Genomic DNA, 16910 nt, shown 5'->3' with positions numbered 1-16910 from the left:
AGCGGTGCGCCGCCGCTCCCACGCCAGATAACACACGCTTCGAAATGGCCCGACCTTTGGTCAGCCACCCGACCCGGGCGCGTTTTTCATGTATGATATGCGCCCTTCCAAAAGCCTGACTGTCCGAGAACACCCCATGCAGCTCTCCTCGCTCACTGCGGTTTCCCCTGTAGACGGCCGTTATGCCGGCAAAACCCAGGCCCTGCGCCCCATTTTCAGCGAATTCGGCCTGATCCGTTTCCGCGCCCTGGTCGAAGTGCGCTGGCTGCAGCGCCTGGCCGCCCACCCGCAGATCGGCGAAGTGCCGGCGTTCAGCGCCGAAGCCAACGCCGTGCTGGACAGCCTGGCCACCGATTTCAAACTCGAGCACGCCGAACGCGTCAAGGAAATCGAGCGCACCACCAACCACGACGTCAAGGCCATCGAGTACCTGCTCAAGGAGCAGGCCGCGCAGTTGCCTGAGTTGGCCAAGGTCAGCGAGTTCATCCACTTCGCCTGCACCAGCGAGGACATCAACAACCTGTCCCACGCACTGATGCTGCGCGCCGGCCGTGACGAAGTGCTGCTGCCACTGATGCGTCAGATCGCCGAAGCGATCCGCACCCTGGCCCACACCCACGCCGCCGTGCCGATGCTGTCGCGCACCCACGGCCAGCCGGCCTCGCCGACCACCCTGGGCAAGGAACTGGCCAACGTCGTCTACCGCCTGGAGCGCCAGATCGCGCAAGTGGCCGCCGTCCCGCTGCTGGGCAAGATCAACGGTGCCGTGGGCAACTACAACGCCCACCTGTCGGCCTACTCGCAGATCGACTGGGAAGCCAACGCCCGCGCCTTCATCGAAGACGAGCTGGGCCTGGTGTTCAACCCCTACACCACCCAGATCGAGCCGCACGACTACATCGCCGAGCTGTTCGACGCCATCGCCCGCTTCAACACCATCCTCATCGACTTCGACCGCGACGTCTGGGGCTACATCTCGCTGGGCTACTTCAAGCAGAAGACCGTTGCCGGCGAAATCGGCTCCTCGACCATGCCGCACAAGGTCAACCCGATCGACTTCGAAAACTCTGAAGGCAACTTAGGGATAGCCAACGCACTGTTCCAGCACTTGGCCAGCAAGCTGCCGATCTCGCGCTGGCAGCGTGACCTGACCGACTCCACCGTGCTGCGCAACCTGGGCGTGGGCTTCGCCCACAGCGTCATCGCCTACGAGGCCAGCCTGAAGGGCATCGGCAAGCTGGAAGTCAACGAAGCCCGTATCGCCGCCGACCTGGATGCCTGCTGGGAAGTCCTGGCCGAGCCGATCCAGACCGTGATGCGCCGCTTCAACATCGAAAACCCCTACGAGAAGCTCAAGGAGCTGACCCGTGGCAAGGGCATCACCCCTGACGCGCTGCTGACCTTCATCGACGGCCTGGACATGCCGGCCGAAGCCAAAGCCGAGCTCAAGCAGCTGACCCCGGCGACCTACATCGGCAACGCGGTGGCCCAGGCCAAACGCATCTAAGCTGACCGTCGCGTGCAACGCCCGGCCTGGCCGGGCGTTTTTATTCCCGTACGAAAATTACGTTTTTTCAATAGGTTGAACATGAATTCTGATACTCCACTGCAACTGTTGGGCGGCCTCACGGCCCGTGAATTCCTGCGCGACTACTGGCAGAAGAAGCCACTGCTGGTACGTCAGGCCTTCCCTGACTTCGTCAGCCCCATCGACGCCGACGAGCTGGCTGGCCTGGCCCTGGAAGAGGAAGTCGAGTCGCGCCTGGTGCTCGAGCACGGCGAGCGCCCGTGGGAGCTGCGCCGCGGCCCGTTCGCCGAGGACGCCTTCAGCGACCTGCCCGAGCGCGACTGGACCCTGCTGGTACAGGCCGTGGACCAGTTCGTCCCGGAAGTGGCCGAGCTGCTGGAGGAGTTCCGCTTCCTGCCCAGCTGGCGTATCGACGACGTGATGATCAGCTACGCCGCGCCTGGCGGCAGCGTCGGCCCGCACTTCGACAACTACGATGTATTCCTGCTGCAAGGCGACGGCACGCGTAACTGGAAAGTCGGCCAGATGTGCAACAGCGACAGCGCGCTGATCGACCACGCCGACCTGCGCATCCTCGCTGATTTCGAGCAGAGCGACGAGTGGACCCTGGAACCCGGCGACATGCTCTACCTGCCGCCTCGCCTGGCCCATTACGGCGTCGCCGAGAGCGAGTGCCTGACCTACTCGGTCGGTTTCCGCGCCCCGAGCGCCGCCGAAGTGCTGACCCACTTCACCGATTTCCTCGGCCAGTTCCTGCCGGATGAAGAGCGCTACAGCGATGCCGACGCCCAGCCGGTCAGCGACCCGCACCAGATCCAGCACGATGCCTTGGACCGCCTCAAGGCGCTGATCGACAAGCATATGTCCGACAAGGACCTGCTGCTGACCTGGTTCGGCCAGTTCATGACCGAGCCGCGCTACCCTGAGCAGGTTGTCGGTGAAGAGCTGAGCGAGCAGGAGCTGATCAACTACCTCGAACAGGGCGCCGTGCTGATCCGCAACCCAAGCGCACGCATGGCCTGGTCCGAGCTCAACGACGACCTGATGCTGTTCGCCAGCGGGCGCAGCTGCCCACTGCCGGCCAAACTGCGCGAACTGCTCAAGCTGGTGTGCGCCGCCGATGCCCTGCACATCGACAACCTTGGCCAGTGGCTGCAGGACGAAGACGGCCTGATGCTGGTACAACAGCTGGTCATGCAAGGCAGCCTGGGATTCGCCGATGAATAAGATCAGTGTTCGACTGGCCGACTGGCACAAGGACAATGCCGACATCCACCGCATCCGCAGCGCCGTGTTCGTCGCCGAGCAGCACGTGCCGCCGGAGCTGGAATTCGACGCAGAAGACCCGACCGCCGTGCACTTCCTGGCCCTGGAGGGCGACTACCCGATCGGTACTGCGCGCCTGCTGCCTGACGGCACCATCGGCCGGGTCTCGGTGCTCAGGGACTGGCGCGGCTTGAACGTGGGCGATGCATTGATGCGTGCGGTCATTGTCGAGGCGCAGAACCGCGACCTTACCAAGCAGATGCTCAGCGCCCAGGTACATGCCACTCCATTCTACGAGCGCCTGGGATTCCGCGTGGTCAGCGAGGAATTCCTGGAGGCAGGCATCCCGCACGTCGACATGGTGCGGGATTCGCGCGAAATCGCCTGAGCAGTGGGCCGGCTTGCGCCGGCCATCGCCGGCAAGCCGGCTCCCACACCGACCGCGCCCCTCTCAAGCCAAGCGCCGTCGCTGTGGGAGCCAACTTGTCGTGCCGACGAACCGCAGCCCCAGGATCAAGCAATCACGATCTGCCCATCCCCAACCCCCTGCCCCGCAATCCCCACCAGCGTCACGCTGTCCCCGCCGAACTTCAGCACCAGGTCATCCCCCACCTGGCTGGCATGGGCACGCCAGTCCGGCGCGGCGGTGCCGCCTTCCACGCCAATGAATACCAGCCGGTCCTGGCCTGTGAAGTCCAGCACCCGGTCCTGGCCGAAATGGCCGCTGAACAGGAAGGTGTCGCGCCCGCCGCCACCCATCAGCACATCGTTGCCCGAGCCACCGACCAGCACGTCATTGCCGGCGCCGCCCTGCAGACGGTCGTCACCGCCCAGGCCGAACAGCCACTGCCCCTGGTTGCCCGCCACCAACTGGTCGCTTGCCTGGGTGCCGTTGAGCGAGGACGCATAGGGGGTGATCTTGCCGCTTTCGAACAACCCCTGCGCCGCCACCGCGTGACTGACTTCCTTGCTGAAGATCAGCAGGCTGGACTCCTTGCTCACCAGGTTTTCGACATTGCGCACCAGGCTGATGCCGCCCTCGGCGTCACGCACGTACAGCGTGCCTTCGCCATCCCGGGCGATGCTCAGGTTGGCCAAGGCATCCTGCAGCTTCAGGGTGTCATGGCCGGCACCGCCGTCGATCAGGTTGAAACCGCCGTCATCGCGGAAGGTATCGTTGCCGGCCCGGCCTTCGAGGTAGTCGTTGCCGCGCCCACCATGGATCAGGTCGTCCTTGTCCGAGCCGATGATGAATGTGCTGCCCTTGTGCGGCTCGGCATTGCGGTTGAGGTCCTCGACCCAGGTCGAGCCACGGGTCACGTCCGATAGGTTGCTGACCAGGATGGTCGAGTCGCGGCTGGTCCACTGATAGAAGGAGGAGTCCAGCACACGCCCAAGGCCATCGGTGTAGGCCGTCGGCAGGTGCGACAGCCAGGTGGCGATGTTGCCGATGGAGAACGGCAGCAGGTTCCAGGCGTCGGACGCGTAGTGGTCATTGAAGTTGACGATGTTGTTGGTGGCCGAGGCCTTGGCGCCGTCGTGCACGCCCAGGGTGCCCCAGGTTGCCGAGGTGCCGTCGAGCACACGGAACACCGGGTCGTTCTCGTAGCCGATATTGAGCACCTTGCTGGCGTCGGCGGCCTGGGTTGGCGAGGCGAAGGCCACGTAGCGCGCATCCTGGTAGAAACCGCCCCAGCGCGAGCCGCTCAGGTCGGCCAGGCTGTTGACTGCCAGGCCGCCGAGGCTGTGACCACTGACGGTGATATCCGCGCCGCTCAGGCCGTTGGCCTTGGCAAAGGCCGCCACATCGGCGAGCAACTGCCCGAATGCGTTGCCGGCGTAATCACGGGCATAACCTGCCGGGCCGATCGCCGCCAGCAGGTCGTTGATGGCGTCGCCGATGGTGTCGCCCAGCAGGTTCTCGCGTGGGCCGCTGGTGCCGCGAAAAGCGATACCGATAGCGCTGAGCTGGCCGGCGGCATCATAGCGGCCGAGGATCTCCACCTGCGCCGAGGTGTAGCCCGGCGCTTCGCCGTGGAAGGTGCCGCGGGCGTCGGTCTTGCCCTGGTAGCCCAGTTGCGCCGCGCTGATCGGCGACCAGCCGGCGGCCTTGACCTGGGCCAGGGCCCGGGCTTCGGAGTCGGGGTTCCAGGGGATACCGGGGATCACGCCCTGGCTGTCGGTGCCGCCGATCAGCGCCTTGACCAGCGTGGCCGGCAGGCCAAGGCCGAAGCCGTATTTCTGGTAGCCGGCGCTGAAGCCATCGTCGATGCCATGGTAGGCGTAGGTGGCCAGCGCCATGGCGTCCTTGTACAGCGCAGAGGAGGCAGTGCTGTCGAGCTGTCGGTAATCGAATACGGGCATTGGTTTACATCCCTGTTGTTCTTGTAGGAAGGACACCCCAGCGACATCGTCCGGTGACACGACTGACGGGCGAAAGGCAAAGCTGGCACGCATTTGCCACCTCGTCCAACCCGAAGGGATGACGTCCCTGCCAAAGATGCAGGCAAAAAACCTGTACATGCATACAGATAAAACTTGCCTGCACGCCCTGCCTTGCGCATCCTAGGGGGCAACTTTCACGATGAAGCGTTTTCGGCCATGCGCCTCTTTCTCTGCGAAAAGCCCTCCCAGGCAAAAGACATCGCCAAGGTCCTCGGCGCCCAGCGCCGCGGCGATGGCTGCTGGCAAGGCACCGATGTCTGCGTGACCTGGTGCATCGGCCACCTGCTGGAGACCGCCCCGCCGGACAGCTACGACGAGCGCTACAAACGCTGGACCCTAGAAGACCTGCCGATCATCCCGAAAAAATGGAAGATGACGGTCAAGCCCAAGACCGCCAGCCAGTACAAGGCGGTCAAGCGCCTGCTGGGCGAAGCCCGCGAACTGGTGATCGCCACCGATGCCGACCGCGAGGGCGAGATGATTGCCCGCGAACTGGTCGAGCACTGCCGTTACCGCGGGCCGATCCAGCGCCTGTGGCTGTCGGCGCTGGACGATGCCTCGATCCGCAAGGCCCTTGGGCGCCTGCTGCCCGGCCAGGAGACCTTCAGCCTCTACCATTCGGCCCTGGGCCGCTCGCGGGCCGACTGGCTGATCGGCATGAACATGAGCCGCCTGTTCACCCTGCTCGGCCGCCAGTCCGGCTATCAAGGCGTGCTGCCGGTGGGCCGGGTGCAGACTCCGACACTGCGCCTGGTAGTGGACCGCGACCGCAGCATCGCCGATTTCGTACCCGTGCCGTTCTGGGCCATCGACGTGCAGCTGGAAAGTGCGGGCGCCGTGTTCAACGCCCAATGGCGCGCCCCCGAGGACGCCTGCGACGATCAGGGCCGCTGCCTGAAACAGGACCTGGCGCAACAAGCCGCTGCCGCCATGCAGGCTGCCGGCAGCGCCCGGGTGCTGAAGATCGCCACCGAACGGGTGCGCGAAGCCGCGCCGCTGCCCTTCGACCTCGGCACCCTGCAGGAACTGTGTTCAAAGAAGCTCGGCCTCGGCGCCCAGGAAACCCTGGACATTGCCCAGGCCCTTTACGAAACCCACAAGCTCATCACCTACCCGCGCAGCGACAGTGGGTACCTGCCCCTCAGCCAGCATGGCGAGGCCGCAGCCATCCTCGCCGCCTTGCAGCGCGCCGACAGCAACCTCGCGCCACTGCGGGACCACCTGGACCCACAGCGCCGTTCACGGGCGTGGAACGACCAGAAGGTCAGCGCCCACCACGGCATCATCCCCACCGCCGCCGCCAGCGACCCGGCGCGCCTGCCACCCAAGTACAAGGCGGTGTACACCCTGATCCGCGCTCGCTACCTGGCGCAGTTCCTGCCCAACCATGAGTACGACCGCACCCAGGCCGAGTTCGATTGCGCCGGCCATGCGTTGCGGGCGGTGGGCAAGCAGATCGTCGAACCGGGCTGGCGCCGGGCATTGCCTGAGGCGCTGGCCCCGGCCAAGGGTCGCGAAGCGCCACTGGCCCAAGTGCTGCCGGCGTTGCGCGAAGGCCAGGACTGTTCAGTGCGGGATCTGCAATTGAAGGACCTGTGGACCCAGCCCCCCAAGCCTTTCACCGAAGGCGACCTGATCAAGGCGATGAAGAACGTCGCCAAGCTGGTGGACGACCCCAGGCTCAAGCAGAAGCTCAAGGAAACCACCGGCATCGGCACCGAGGCGACGCGCGCCAGCATCATCCAGGGCCTGCTCGACCGTGGCTACCTGGTCAAGAACGGCAAGGCCCTGTCGGCCACGCCTGCCGCCTTCAGCCTGATCGACGCCGTGCCCCGGGCCATCGCCGATCCTGGCACCACGGCGATCTGGGAGCAGGCGCTGGACATGGTGCAAAGCGGGGAAATGAGCCTGGAGGAGTTCGTCGCCCGGCAATCGGCGTGGATGGGCAAGCTGGTGCAACGCTGCAGCGGCATGCGCCTGACCATCAGCGGGCCGGCGGCGGGCAAAGCCGCGGCACCTTGGAAGAAGAAGCGCAAAAGCGCTGGCAAGGGCAAGTCAGCAGCCGGCAAACCCCGACAGCCGCGGCGCAAGGCAGCTACCTAGCACAATGACGCCATCTACTGGCGAAATGAAAATCCTCTGCTATTTTTTCATGAAAATAATCATAAAAAATTTCACGAGGCCCCGGCATGTTCAAGCAATCCGCCCAGCACGTCGCCAGCTACTACGCCCGCACCTACCCCGCCACCATCCCTTTGCGCCCCACCCTGCAGGGCGCCCACGACACCGACATCCTCATCGTCGGTGCCGGCTTCAGCGGCCTGCATACGGCCCTGCGCCTGACATTGGCCGGCCAGCGCGTGACCCTGCTGGAAGCCAGCCGGGTGGCCTGGGCCGCCTCGGGGCGCAACGGTGGCCAGGCACTGCTGGGCTGGTCGTGCGACATGCCCCCGCTGGAGCGAGCCCTGGGCCTGGAGCGCAGCCGGCGCCTGTGGGACAGCATGTGCTGGGCCGCCGGCGAGCTGCGCGAACTGCCCCTGCGCCATGGCTTCGACGTCGATTACCGCCTGGGCAGTCTGTGGACCGCCGTGTTGCCGCGCCGGGTAAAACTGCTGGAGGACGCCCGGCGTGAAGCACAGGAGAAGCTCGACTACGACTGCCTGCGCCTGATCGACCGCGAGGAACTGTCCGAGTGGGTCGACAGCCCCCGCTACCAGGCCGCGCTGTACGATCCCAATGGCGCCCACCTCAACCCGCTGAAGCTGGCCCAGGGCCTGGCCGCCGTGATCGAAGCGCATGGCGGGCGGATCTATGAGCAGAGCCAGGTGATGGGTTACCAGGAACACGCCGACGGCTTCGCCGCCCGAACCGATCAGGGCGAGGTGCGCAGTCGCGTAATGGTGCTGGCCTGCAACGCCTATATCGACCGCCTCGACCGCACGCTGTCGCGTCGTCTGCTGCCGGTGGGCTCATACCAGGTGGCCACGGCGCCGCTGGACGCCGACTTCGCCGCCTCGCTGCTGCCACGCAACAGTTGCGTGATCGACAACCAGTTCGTCCCCGACTATTTCCGCCTTACACCCGACCACCGCTTGCTGTTCGGCGGTGGCTGCACGTACCTCGGTGGCATCCCCAAGGACGTCGCCGGCGCCACCCGGCCGTACCTGGAACGGGTGTTCCCACAGTTGCAAGGGGTCGCCATCGAGCATGCCTGGGGCGGCCACATCGATTGCAGCATCCAGCGCACGCCGGATATCGGGCGCCAGGGCCAACGTTACTGGCTGCAGGGTTTTTCCGGCCACGGCGTACTGCCGACCCTGGCCGGTGCACGCGCGGTCAGCGACGCGATCCTCGGTGACGACGACCTGCTGAAGCTTTACCAGGGCATCGATAACGGCCGCTTCCCCGGTGGCGACCTGCTGGCCGCGCCGCTGGAGGCGGCGGCCAAGGCCTGGTACAGGATGCGCGATCATGTCTGACGATATCCAAACCCTCGCCCGCCAGGTCCGCGACCTGCGCAAGCATCGGGGGTTGACCCTCGACGAGCTGGCAACTCGCGTCAACCGCTCGCTGGGCTTCCTCTCCCAGGTCGAACGCGGCCTGTCGCGGCCGACGGTGGCCGACCTGACCGCCATCAGCGAAGCGCTGCGCGTACCGACCACCTATTTCTATCAGGCCGTGCCGCCCCGCGAGATCGACTGGGTGACCCGCCCCGGCGAGCGACGCACCCTGTACTACGCCGCCGGGGTCACCGACGTGCTGGTCTCGCCGACCCTCAATGGCCGCTTCGCCATGCTCGAAAGCCACCTGGCGCCCGGTGCCAGCAGTGGCGAGGGGCATCTGGACGACAGCTCGGAACAAGGCGGTTTCGTCCTCGAGGGCGAGCTGACCCTGTGGCTCGAGGGCCGCGACGACGCCGTCACCCTCAGGCCCAACGACAGCTTCCAGCTGCCACCCCACAGCCAGTTCCGCTACGCCAACCTGACCGCCCGAACGACCCGGGTTCTCTGGGTCTTCCGTTGAGAGCATGCCAATGACAAGTACAACAGGCTTCCCCGACCTGCTCAGCGAAGTGCGCGCCTTCCGCGCCCGACACCCCGACGTGCGCTACGTTGACCTGATCAGCCTGGACATCCCCGGGCATTTCTACGGCAAGCGCTACCCCATCGACATGCTGGAAAACGTCGCCGCCGGCAGCCCGCTCAAGCTGCCGCAGAACTGCGTACTGCTCGGCGTGCAGGGCGGGCTGTTCCCGATCGGCGACTACTGCTTCAACGACGGCGACCCGGACGCCCCGCGCCGCCTGGTACCCGGTACGCTCAAGCCGGTGAACTGGGAGCGAGAGCCGCTGGGGCAGATGCTGATCACCTCGGACGGCACTGCGGCGCCCATCGAATTCGAACCCCGCGAGGTGCTGGCCCGCGTCCTGCAACGCCTCGAAAGCCGAGGCATCCGCCCGGTGGTGGCGTTTGAACTGGAGTTCTACCTGTTCGACAGGACGCTGAAGGAGGGCCTTCCGCAGTTCCCCCGCGACCCGGCCAGTGGCGATGCCGACGACCAGCCGAACATGCATATCGAGCGCCTGTCGCGCTTTGCCGACGTACTGCGCGAAATGGTCGAGACCGCCAATGCCCAAGGAGTGGACGCCAATGTCATCACCGCCGAACTTGGCCCCGGCCAGTTCGAGATCAATTTCGGCCATTGCGACGATGGCCTGCGCGCCGCCGACTGGGCGGCGCTGTTCTGCCGCAGCACCCGGGGCGTGGCGCTCAAGCACGGGCTGCGCGCCTCGTTCATGAGCAAACCCTATCTGCACGCGCCGGGCAGCGGCATGCATGTGCATGTCAGCCTGTACGACCCGGCGGGCAACAACCTGTTGTCTGCCGATAACCAACGGCCGCTGCGTCATGCTGTGGCCGGTTGCCTGGCGTTGCTGCCGCATTGCATGCCGATATTCGCCGCCAACCATAATGCGTTTCGCCGCTACGGGGCCATGGTCAACGCCGCCAGCCGCGCCAGCTGGGGCTTCGAGGATCGCGACGCCTGTATCCGCATCCCTGAGTCGGATCCGCGCAACCTGCGGATCGAGCATCGGCTGGCCGGGGCGGATGCCAATCCGTACCTGGTGCTGGCGGCGATCCTGTGCGGCATGGAGCACGGGCTGGATGCCGCGCAGGAGCCCATCGCGCCGCTCAACGAGGACCGTGGCAGCGGGATCGATTTTCCCAAGGACATGCTCGGCGCGGTGGCGGCGATGCGTGGGCATCCGGCGGTCAACGAGGGGTTGGGCGCGGAGTTCGTGATGGTCTATTGCGAGAACAAGCGCCAGGACCAGCTGGCGTTTCTCCATGAGGTCAGCGCGCGGGAGTATCGCTGGTTCCTGTGACATCCCTCGCGGGGCAAGCCCGCTCCCACGCGCTACGAACAGACGTGGGCGCGGGCTTGCCCCGCGATGAGGCGGCACTGGCAACCCCTACCATCCGGGATTACCATGTGCCCCTCTAGCGCGGCCGTTTGCCGCACCCCGCCGTCCAGCCTGCCCGTGCCCTCATGCCCTTCGAACTCACCGTAGAACCGCTCACCCTGCTGATTCTCGCCCTGGTCGCCTTTGTTGCAGGTTTCATCGATGCCATCGCCGGTGGCGGCGGCCTGCTGACGACCCCGGCGCTGCTCACTGCCGGCATGCCGCCGCACCTGGTGCTGGGCACCAACAAGCTCAGCTCGACCTTCGGCGCGGCCACGGCCAGCATCACCTACTACCGGCGCAAGCTGTTCCATCCGGCGCAATGGCGCCTGGCGATCGTCGGTACCCTGGTAGGCGCGTTGATCGGCGCGGTGGTGGCTCACTACATGCCGGCCGAGTGGTTGAACAAGATGCTCCCGGTGATCGTGTTCGCCTGTGGCGTCTACCTGCTGTTCGGCGGAACACCGAAGGCGCCGGTGGATGCCGATGCGCCGATCAAAAGGAAGTGGCAGTTTCCGCAGGGCTTCACCCTGGGCTTCTACGACGGCGTGGCCGGGCCGGGTACCGGTGCTTTCTGGACCGTGAGCACGTTGCTGCTCTATCCCATCGACCTGGTTCGGGCCAGTGGTGTGGCGCGCAGCATGAACTTTGTCAGCAACATTGCGGCGTTGACGGTGTTTGTCATTTCCGGGCAGGTGGATTACATCGTTGGGTTGTGCATGGGGGTGTCGGTGATGGGCGGGGCGTTTTTTGGGGCGCGTACGGCGATCAGCGGGGGTAGCAAGTTCATTCGGCCGGTGTTTATTACTGTGGTGCTGGCGTTGACTGTGCGGTTGGCTTGGCAGCATTGGTTTGGGTAGGGATCAGAAATTTGGCTCTGGCCCTGGCTCGATTGTTTTGATTTTGCATACATCTTCTTGAAATGTATCGACATCTAGTCACCTTTTCGCCTTTACGGCGACCTACTTTTGCTCTTGGGCAAAAGTAGGCAAAAACCGCTGGCTCCATTCATACGGCCCCTACGCTGCGCTCCGGGGTTCCCTCGCTCCGTTCTTGCTCCCGTGGGTACCGCGCTGTACGCCCCATCCTGGGGCGCAGCGCTCGACGGCCATCCATGGCCGTCGCCCCACTACGCAAGAACTCCACTCGGCCTCCTGAAGTCGCAATTGGCGGCGCCTGGAATATTGCGCGCTTAGAAGCAGAGCAAGAGCAAGAGCAAGAGCAAGAGCAAGAGCAAGAGCAAGAGATGAAAATTCAAACCTAGTTAACTGACAGTTAGTTATATATTGGCTGCCCAGCGACAATCGACAGATCAACTAAGCTTCCAACTAGCGACAGCTGCGCCAGTCCAGGCGCCGCTCGTAACTTCGCGACTTCAGGAGGCCGAACGGAGGTCTTGCGCAGCGCTTGACGGGCATGGATGCCCGTCAAGCGCTGCGCCCCAGGATGGGGCGTTCAGCGCGGTCCTCCCGGGAGCAAGGCCGGAGTGAGGGAACCCCGGAGCGAAGCGTAGGGGCCGTATGAATGGAGCGAGCGGCTTTGCCTACTTTGGCCAAGACCAAAGTAGGCCGCCGTAAGGGCGGAAAGGTGAATAAGCGTCGCCATCACAAATGAATGCGCATACAACTTCCAAAACCAACCAACCCAACTAAAACCAGAAACCAGAAACCAGATATCAGGCAGGCAAAACCGGCTCAGACATCCCCAACCGCCGCGCCACATACAAATCAATCAAATACCGCGCAATCGACCGCCCCGCCGGTAAAGGTGGCAACTCATGCACATTGAACCACTGCGCATCCTCGATCTCATCCGCCTGCATGACAATCTCCCCTCCCGCATACTCAGCATGAAACCCGAGCATCATCGAATGCGGAAACGGCCAGCACTGGCTGCCGACGTACTGGATGTTCTTCACCTCGACCGCCACCTCCTCACGCACCTCGCGCACCAGGCAATCCTCGGCCGACTCCCCCGGCTCGGCGAACCCGGCCAGGGTGCTGTAGACCCCGGTGACAAAGCGTGGCGAACGGGCCAAAAGCACCTCGTCGCCGCGAGTAATCAACACGATCATGCTCGGTGAAATCCGCGGATAGCTGCGCAAATCGCACGGCTGGCAGTACATCGCCCGCTCCCAGTGGATCTGCGTCATCGGCTGACCACAGCTGCCGCAGAACCGGTGCTCGCGAGCCCAGGTACCGATCTGCGCGGCGTAACCGAGCACCTTGTACGTATCGAAGTCGCCTTCAAGCATGAACCGCCGCAGCCCCTGCCAGCCGCAACCCGACACTTCGCTGGCACTGCGCAGCTCCAGCAGGAACACCGGCTCGCCGTCCAGGTGACCAATGCCATGCTCGCACAACACGTCCAGGTCCTGGCGCTTGAGCCAGTCACGGGGGAACAGCGCGCCGTTGGCGTCCATCAGGAACCCGTCCGGGCTGCGGGCGACGGCCAGCCCCCCGGTGGTCTGCGGGTCGAGTACTGCGGTTGTCCAGCGTGCTGACATGGTTCGGGTCCCTAAATGGCGCCCGCCACTGTCAGTCAGTCGGCGAACGTCGGTTGCTGTTTGCTCATGTGGGCGGCCATGGCCACGCGCAAGTCTTCGGACTGCAGCATGGCGGCGTTCCAGGTGGCGATGTACTCCAGGCCATCGTCGATGCGATGGTCGCGCATGTAGCTGATCATCTCTTTGGTGCCGGCCACGGCGATCGGTGATTTTGCGGCAATCTCGCGGGCAATGGCAAAGACCCCGTCGAGCAACGCCGCCTGGTCATCATAGACGCGGTTGACCAGGCCGATGCGCAGTGCTTCCTGGGCATCGACCATTCGACCGGTGTAGGCCAGTTCGCGCATGATGCCGTCACCGATGATACGCGGCAAACGTTGCAGGGTGCCGACATCGGCGGCCATACCCATGTCGATCTCCTTGATCGAGAACTGCGCGTCGCTGGCGCAGTAGCGCATATCGCAGGCCGAGACCAGGTCGATGGCGCCACCGATGCAGTAGCCCTGGATCGCCGCCAGCACCGGCTTGCGGCAGTTGTCCACGGCGTTGAACGAACCCTGCAGGCGCAAGATGGTGCGGCGCATCACCCGGGCGTTGCGGCCGACATCCTTGCCCAGCTGTTGAGCCAACGCGGCCAGCATCATCAGGTCGATGCCCGAGGAAAAATGCTTGCCGGCGCCGCTGAGTACCACCACCCTCACCGCGTCGGTGTCGTCGATCCACTGGAAGATCTGGACCAGCTCCTCCCAGAAGGCGGCGTTCATCGCGTTGATCTTTTCCGGGCGGTTGATCTGCACGTGGGCGATGTTGTCGGTCAGTTCGACCTTGAACGCGGTGTATTCGGTCACGGACGGCACTCCTGTGGGGAAAGGATTCACAACGGCGGATCTTAGCGCACCCGCAAGGCGGTGCATGTGCCAAAAGCCGGACTGGACAACTTGCACCCTGACGCACGATCCGGCACCGTGCGCCACTGCTGAATCAAAAGGATACAAATTCATGTCCCGTTCCCTGACCGGTGCCCTCGCCCGCAGCTTCCTGGGCCAGTCGCCGCGTTGGTACAAGGCCGTCATCTGCCTGTTCCTGCTGCTCAATCCCTTGCTGCTGGCGACCCTCGGCCCGGTGGTCACCGGCTGGGTGCTGGTGATCCAGTTCATCTTCACCTTAGGGATGGCACTCAAGTGCTACCCGCTGATGCCCGGCGGCCTGCTGCTGGTCGAGGCGCTGCTGCTGCGCCTGACCACGCCCGAAGCCCTGTACGAGGAGTTGCAGCACAACTTCCCGGTGATCCTGCTGCTGATGTTCATGGTCGCCGGCATCCATTTCATGAAAGAGCTGCTGCTGTTCCTGTTTTCGCGGATCCTGCTCGGAGTGCGCTCCAAGGCGGTGCTAAGCCTGCTGTTCTGCGTGTTGTCGGCGTTTCTCTCGGCGTTCCTCGATGCCCTGACCGTGACCGCGGTGATCATCAGCGCCGCAGTCGGCTTCTATGCCGTCTACCACCGGGTCGCCTCGGGCGCCAATCCGCGCGAAGAGTCGGCGCTGGACAGCGACCATGAGGTCGAGCAGTTGCACCGCGAAGACCTCGAGCAGTTCCGCGCCTTCCTGCGCAGCCTGCTGATGCATGGCGCGGTGGGTACCGCGCTGGGTGGCGTCTGCACCTTGGTGGGCGAGCCGCAGAACCTGCTGATCGGCCATGAAATGGGTTGGCATTTCGCCGACTTCTTCCGCAAGGTCGCGCCGGTGTCGATGCCGGTTCTGGCGGCGGGCCTGGTGACCTGCGTACTGCTGGAGAAACTGCGGCTGTTCGGCTATGGCACGCTGATGCCCGAGCGCGTGCGCCAGGTGCTGGCCACCTACGCCGCCGAGGACGATGCCGCGCGCACCCAGGCACAACGGGTGGCACTGGTGGTCCAGGGTCTGGCCGCACTGATCCTGATTGTCTGCCTGGGGCTGCACATTGCCGAAGTGGGCCTGATCGGCCTGCTGGTCATCGTGTTGATCACCGCCTTCACCGGCATCACCGACGAACATCGCCTGGGCCGTGCGTTCCAGGACGCCATGCCGTTCACCTCGCTGCTGGTGGTGTTCTTCGCCGTGGTCGCGGTGATCCACCAGCAGCAACTGTTCAGCCCGCTGATCGCCTGGGTGCTGGCGCTGCCCAGCGAGCAGCAGCCGGGCATGCTGTACCTGGCCAATGGGCTGCTGTCGGCGATCAGCGACAACGTGTTCGTCGCCACCATCTACATCACCGAGGTCAAGCAGGCGTTCGTCAATGGCGCGATGAGCCGCGAGCACTTCGAGACCCTGGCGGTGGCGATCAACACCGGCACCAACCTGCCCAGCGTGGCCACGCCCAATGGCCAGGCGGCGTTCCTGTTCCTGCTGACCTCGGCGATTGCGCCGCTGATTCGCCTGTCGTATGGACGCATGGTGTGGATGGCGCTGCCCTATACCGTGGTCATGGGCGGCCTGGGCTGGTGGGCGGTGACCTTCTGGCTGTGAAACACGTGGGAGCGGCGCTGCGCCGCTCCTCACTGGCCGGGGCTGGGAACGGCTAACCCGCCCGGTCCCGATCGAACCGCTCGAGATCCGCAAAAGCCGGCAACCACGCTTCGCGCCTGATCACCCACAGTTCATAGGTCGGCGTGAAGCGATCCGGCGCGTCCAGTGCCCCAAGGTGCACCTCCACTTCATCACCGCTGCGCGCGAACACCGACGAGCCGCAATGCGGGCAGAAATACCTGTCGCCGTAGTTCGAGGCTTCCCCGCTGATACTCACGGTCTGCTCGGCGAACATCGCAGAAGCGCCGAACAACGCACCGTGATGCTTGCGGCAATCCAGGCAATGGCACAGCCCGACCCGTCGCGGCCGCCCCTGGGCTTCGATACGTAACTGGCCGCACAGGCAGCCGCCGGTAACCTTGTCCATCACTCACCTCCTCTGGTGGTCCCATGCAATGGTTGAACCTCCACTATCGTTCAAGGTTCCTGTCGATTCATGCCACCCCCGTTCGACTATCCAGCACACCCAAGAGGAGGTTCACCCCATGCGCAAGCTCATCGTCGCCGCCTTCGTCACCCTCGACGGCGTCATGCAGGCCCCCGGCGGGCCGGAGGAAGACACCAGCGGCGGCTTCACATTTGGTGGCTGGATCCCGCCCCTGGCCGACGAGGCCTTCGGCCAGGCCATGCAGACCTTGTTCAGCCAACCGTTCGAACTGCTGCTGGGAAGACGCACCTACGATATCTTCGCCGGGTTCTGGCCAAAGGTCGGGCCCGAGGCGCCGGACCGGCCCTTGGCCGACCTGTTCAATGGCGTGGCCAAGCATGTCGCCACGCACCATCCCGAATCCATCGACTGGCAAAACAGTTACCCGTTGGGCGCTGACGTGCCTGGAGCTGTCCGCGCTCTCAAACAACAGGACGGCCCGACGCTGCTGACCCAAGGCAGCGGCGAACTGGTACGCCAACTGCTAGCGGCGGGCCTGGTAGATGAGCTGCGGTTGCTGATCCACCCCTTGCTTCTTGGGCGTGGCAAGCGCCTGTTCGGTGACGATGCCCAGGCTGTGGCCTTCACATTGGTGGAGTCGAGCAGCACGCCCAAGGGTGTATTGCTCGCCCACTACGTGCGCAGCGGCGAGGTGCAAACGGGATCGTTCTGACCAGTCAGTCGAGCAGGCGGTTGATGGCGCTGGCGAGGC

At 64.7% G+C, this 16910-nt stretch carries 14 protein-coding genes; 10 read left to right on the top strand and 4 right to left on the bottom strand.

The window, feature by feature from the left end; genetic code table 11:
• The first annotated feature begins 136 nt into the window (after window positions 1-136).
• From purB to LU688_RS10950, 3 genes are all read left to right on the top strand, one after another.
• On the top strand, window positions 137-1507 hold the full coding sequence (gene purB / locus LU688_RS10960; protein WP_046856178.1) for an adenylosuccinate lyase: 1371 nt from the start codon (window positions 137-139) through the stop codon (window positions 1505-1507).
• 81 nt (window positions 1508-1588) lie between these two features.
• A complete protein-coding gene (locus LU688_RS10955; RefSeq protein ID WP_038705840.1) occupies window positions 1589-2755 on the top strand; it encodes a ribosomal protein uL16 3-hydroxylase in 1167 nt (388 codons plus the stop codon).
• Complete coding sequence (locus tag LU688_RS10950; protein WP_023631510.1) at window positions 2748-3182, top strand: GNAT family N-acetyltransferase; 435 nt, start codon at window positions 2748-2750, stop codon at window positions 3180-3182. Before LU688_RS10955 ends, LU688_RS10950 begins: the two co-directional genes overlap by 8 nt.
• A gap of 125 nt (window positions 3183-3307) precedes the next feature.
• Here LU688_RS10950 and LU688_RS10945 read toward each other — a convergent pair whose 3' ends face one another.
• Complete coding sequence (locus tag LU688_RS10945; protein WP_160291149.1) at window positions 3308-5158, bottom strand: polyurethane esterase; 1851 nt, start codon at window positions 5156-5158, stop codon at window positions 3308-3310.
• 237 nt (window positions 5159-5395) lie between these two features.
• On the opposite strand from LU688_RS10945, the gene LU688_RS10940 reads away from it, so the two are divergent.
• From LU688_RS10940 to LU688_RS10920, 5 genes are all read left to right on the top strand, one after another.
• On the top strand, window positions 5396-7342 hold the full coding sequence (locus LU688_RS10940; RefSeq protein WP_104444143.1) for a DNA topoisomerase III: 1947 nt from the start codon (window positions 5396-5398) through the stop codon (window positions 7340-7342).
• Window positions 7343-7428: 86 nt separating this feature from the next.
• Window positions 7429-8718 (top strand): NAD(P)/FAD-dependent oxidoreductase, encoded by a 1290-nt coding sequence (locus LU688_RS10935; RefSeq protein WP_038705837.1) that lies wholly within the window; start codon window positions 7429-7431, stop codon window positions 8716-8718.
• Window positions 8711-9262 (top strand): helix-turn-helix domain-containing protein, encoded by a 552-nt coding sequence (locus tag LU688_RS10930; RefSeq protein WP_104444145.1) that lies wholly within the window; start codon window positions 8711-8713, stop codon window positions 9260-9262. Before LU688_RS10935 ends, LU688_RS10930 begins: the two co-directional genes overlap by 8 nt.
• 10 nt (window positions 9263-9272) lie before the next feature.
• Window positions 9273-10625 carry a glutamine synthetase family protein gene (locus tag LU688_RS10925; RefSeq protein WP_023632200.1) on the top strand — a complete coding sequence of 451 codons (1353 nt, stop codon included), beginning with the start codon at window positions 9273-9275 and terminating at the stop codon, window positions 10623-10625.
• A 164-nt stretch (window positions 10626-10789) separates the two neighbouring features.
• Entirely contained in the window at window positions 10790-11563 is a 774-nt protein-coding gene (locus LU688_RS10920; RefSeq protein ID WP_104444146.1) for a TSUP family transporter, read from the top strand.
• Between the two features lie 815 nt (window positions 11564-12378).
• On the opposite strand, the gene nudC is transcribed toward LU688_RS10920, so the two are convergent.
• Both nudC and LU688_RS10910 read right to left on the bottom strand, forming a co-directional pair.
• The gene (nudC, locus tag LU688_RS10915; RefSeq protein WP_104444149.1) at window positions 12379-13209 is read right to left on the bottom strand and encodes an NAD(+) diphosphatase; all 831 of its coding nucleotides are present in this window, start codon (window positions 13207-13209) and stop codon (window positions 12379-12381) included.
• Window positions 13210-13244: 35 nt separating this feature from the next.
• Complete coding sequence (locus LU688_RS10910; RefSeq protein ID WP_023630716.1) at window positions 13245-14057, bottom strand: crotonase/enoyl-CoA hydratase family protein; 813 nt, start codon at window positions 14055-14057, stop codon at window positions 13245-13247.
• Window positions 14058-14208: 151 nt separating this feature from the next.
• Here LU688_RS10910 and nhaB point away from each other — a divergent pair, with 151 nt between their 5' ends.
• Window positions 14209-15711 (top strand): sodium/proton antiporter NhaB, encoded by a 1503-nt coding sequence (nhaB, locus tag LU688_RS10905; RefSeq protein ID WP_094010432.1) that lies wholly within the window; start codon window positions 14209-14211, stop codon window positions 15709-15711.
• A 52-nt stretch (window positions 15712-15763) separates the two neighbouring features.
• Here the strand turns inward: nhaB and LU688_RS10900 are convergent, their stop codons facing one another.
• Window positions 15764-16138: a GFA family protein gene (locus LU688_RS10900; protein WP_094010433.1), complete on the bottom strand. Its 375-nt coding sequence runs from the start codon at window positions 16136-16138 to the stop codon at window positions 15764-15766.
• Between the two features lie 118 nt (window positions 16139-16256).
• Between LU688_RS10900 and LU688_RS10895 the strand changes: the two genes are divergently transcribed.
• Window positions 16257-16871 carry a dihydrofolate reductase family protein gene (locus LU688_RS10895; protein WP_094010434.1) on the top strand — a complete coding sequence of 205 codons (615 nt, stop codon included), beginning with the start codon at window positions 16257-16259 and terminating at the stop codon, window positions 16869-16871.
• Window positions 16872-16910: the final 39 nt, after the last annotated feature.

Origin of the sequence: Pseudomonas soli, from assembly GCF_021283165.2 — a bacterium.
Lineage (GTDB): Bacteria > Pseudomonadota > Gammaproteobacteria > Pseudomonadales > Pseudomonadaceae > Aquipseudomonas > Aquipseudomonas soli.
This window is presented reverse-complemented; position numbering and strand designations above follow the sequence as displayed.

What these genes read in the sequence shown, in the direction of transcription:
- purB (WP_046856178.1), top strand. Translation starts at nt 137, where the DNA reads ATGCAGCTCTCCTCGCTCACTGCGGTTTCCCCTGTAGACGGCCGTTAT.
- LU688_RS10955 (WP_038705840.1), top strand. Translation starts at nt 1,589, where the DNA reads ATGAATTCTGATACTCCACTGCAACTGTTGGGCGGCCTCACGGCCCGT.
- LU688_RS10950 (WP_023631510.1), top strand. Translation starts at nt 2,748, where the DNA reads ATGAATAAGATCAGTGTTCGACTGGCCGACTGGCACAAGGACAATGCC.
- LU688_RS10945 (WP_160291149.1), bottom strand. Translation starts at nt 5,158, where the DNA reads ATGCCCGTATTCGATTACCGACAGCTCGACAGCACTGCCTCCTCTGCG.
- LU688_RS10940 (WP_104444143.1), top strand. Translation starts at nt 5,396, where the DNA reads ATGCGCCTCTTTCTCTGCGAAAAGCCCTCCCAGGCAAAAGACATCGCC.
- LU688_RS10935 (WP_038705837.1), top strand. Translation starts at nt 7,429, where the DNA reads ATGTTCAAGCAATCCGCCCAGCACGTCGCCAGCTACTACGCCCGCACC.
- LU688_RS10930 (WP_104444145.1), top strand. Translation starts at nt 8,711, where the DNA reads ATGTCTGACGATATCCAAACCCTCGCCCGCCAGGTCCGCGACCTGCGC.
- LU688_RS10925 (WP_023632200.1), top strand. Translation starts at nt 9,273, where the DNA reads ATGACAAGTACAACAGGCTTCCCCGACCTGCTCAGCGAAGTGCGCGCC.
- LU688_RS10920 (WP_104444146.1), top strand. Translation starts at nt 10,790, where the DNA reads ATGCCCTTCGAACTCACCGTAGAACCGCTCACCCTGCTGATTCTCGCC.
- nudC (WP_104444149.1), bottom strand. Translation starts at nt 13,209, where the DNA reads ATGTCAGCACGCTGGACAACCGCAGTACTCGACCCGCAGACCACCGGG.
- nhaB (WP_094010432.1), top strand. Translation starts at nt 14,209, where the DNA reads ATGTCCCGTTCCCTGACCGGTGCCCTCGCCCGCAGCTTCCTGGGCCAG.
- LU688_RS10900 (WP_094010433.1), bottom strand. Translation starts at nt 16,138, where the DNA reads ATGGACAAGGTTACCGGCGGCTGCCTGTGCGGCCAGTTACGTATCGAA.
- LU688_RS10895 (WP_094010434.1), top strand. Translation starts at nt 16,257, where the DNA reads ATGCGCAAGCTCATCGTCGCCGCCTTCGTCACCCTCGACGGCGTCATG.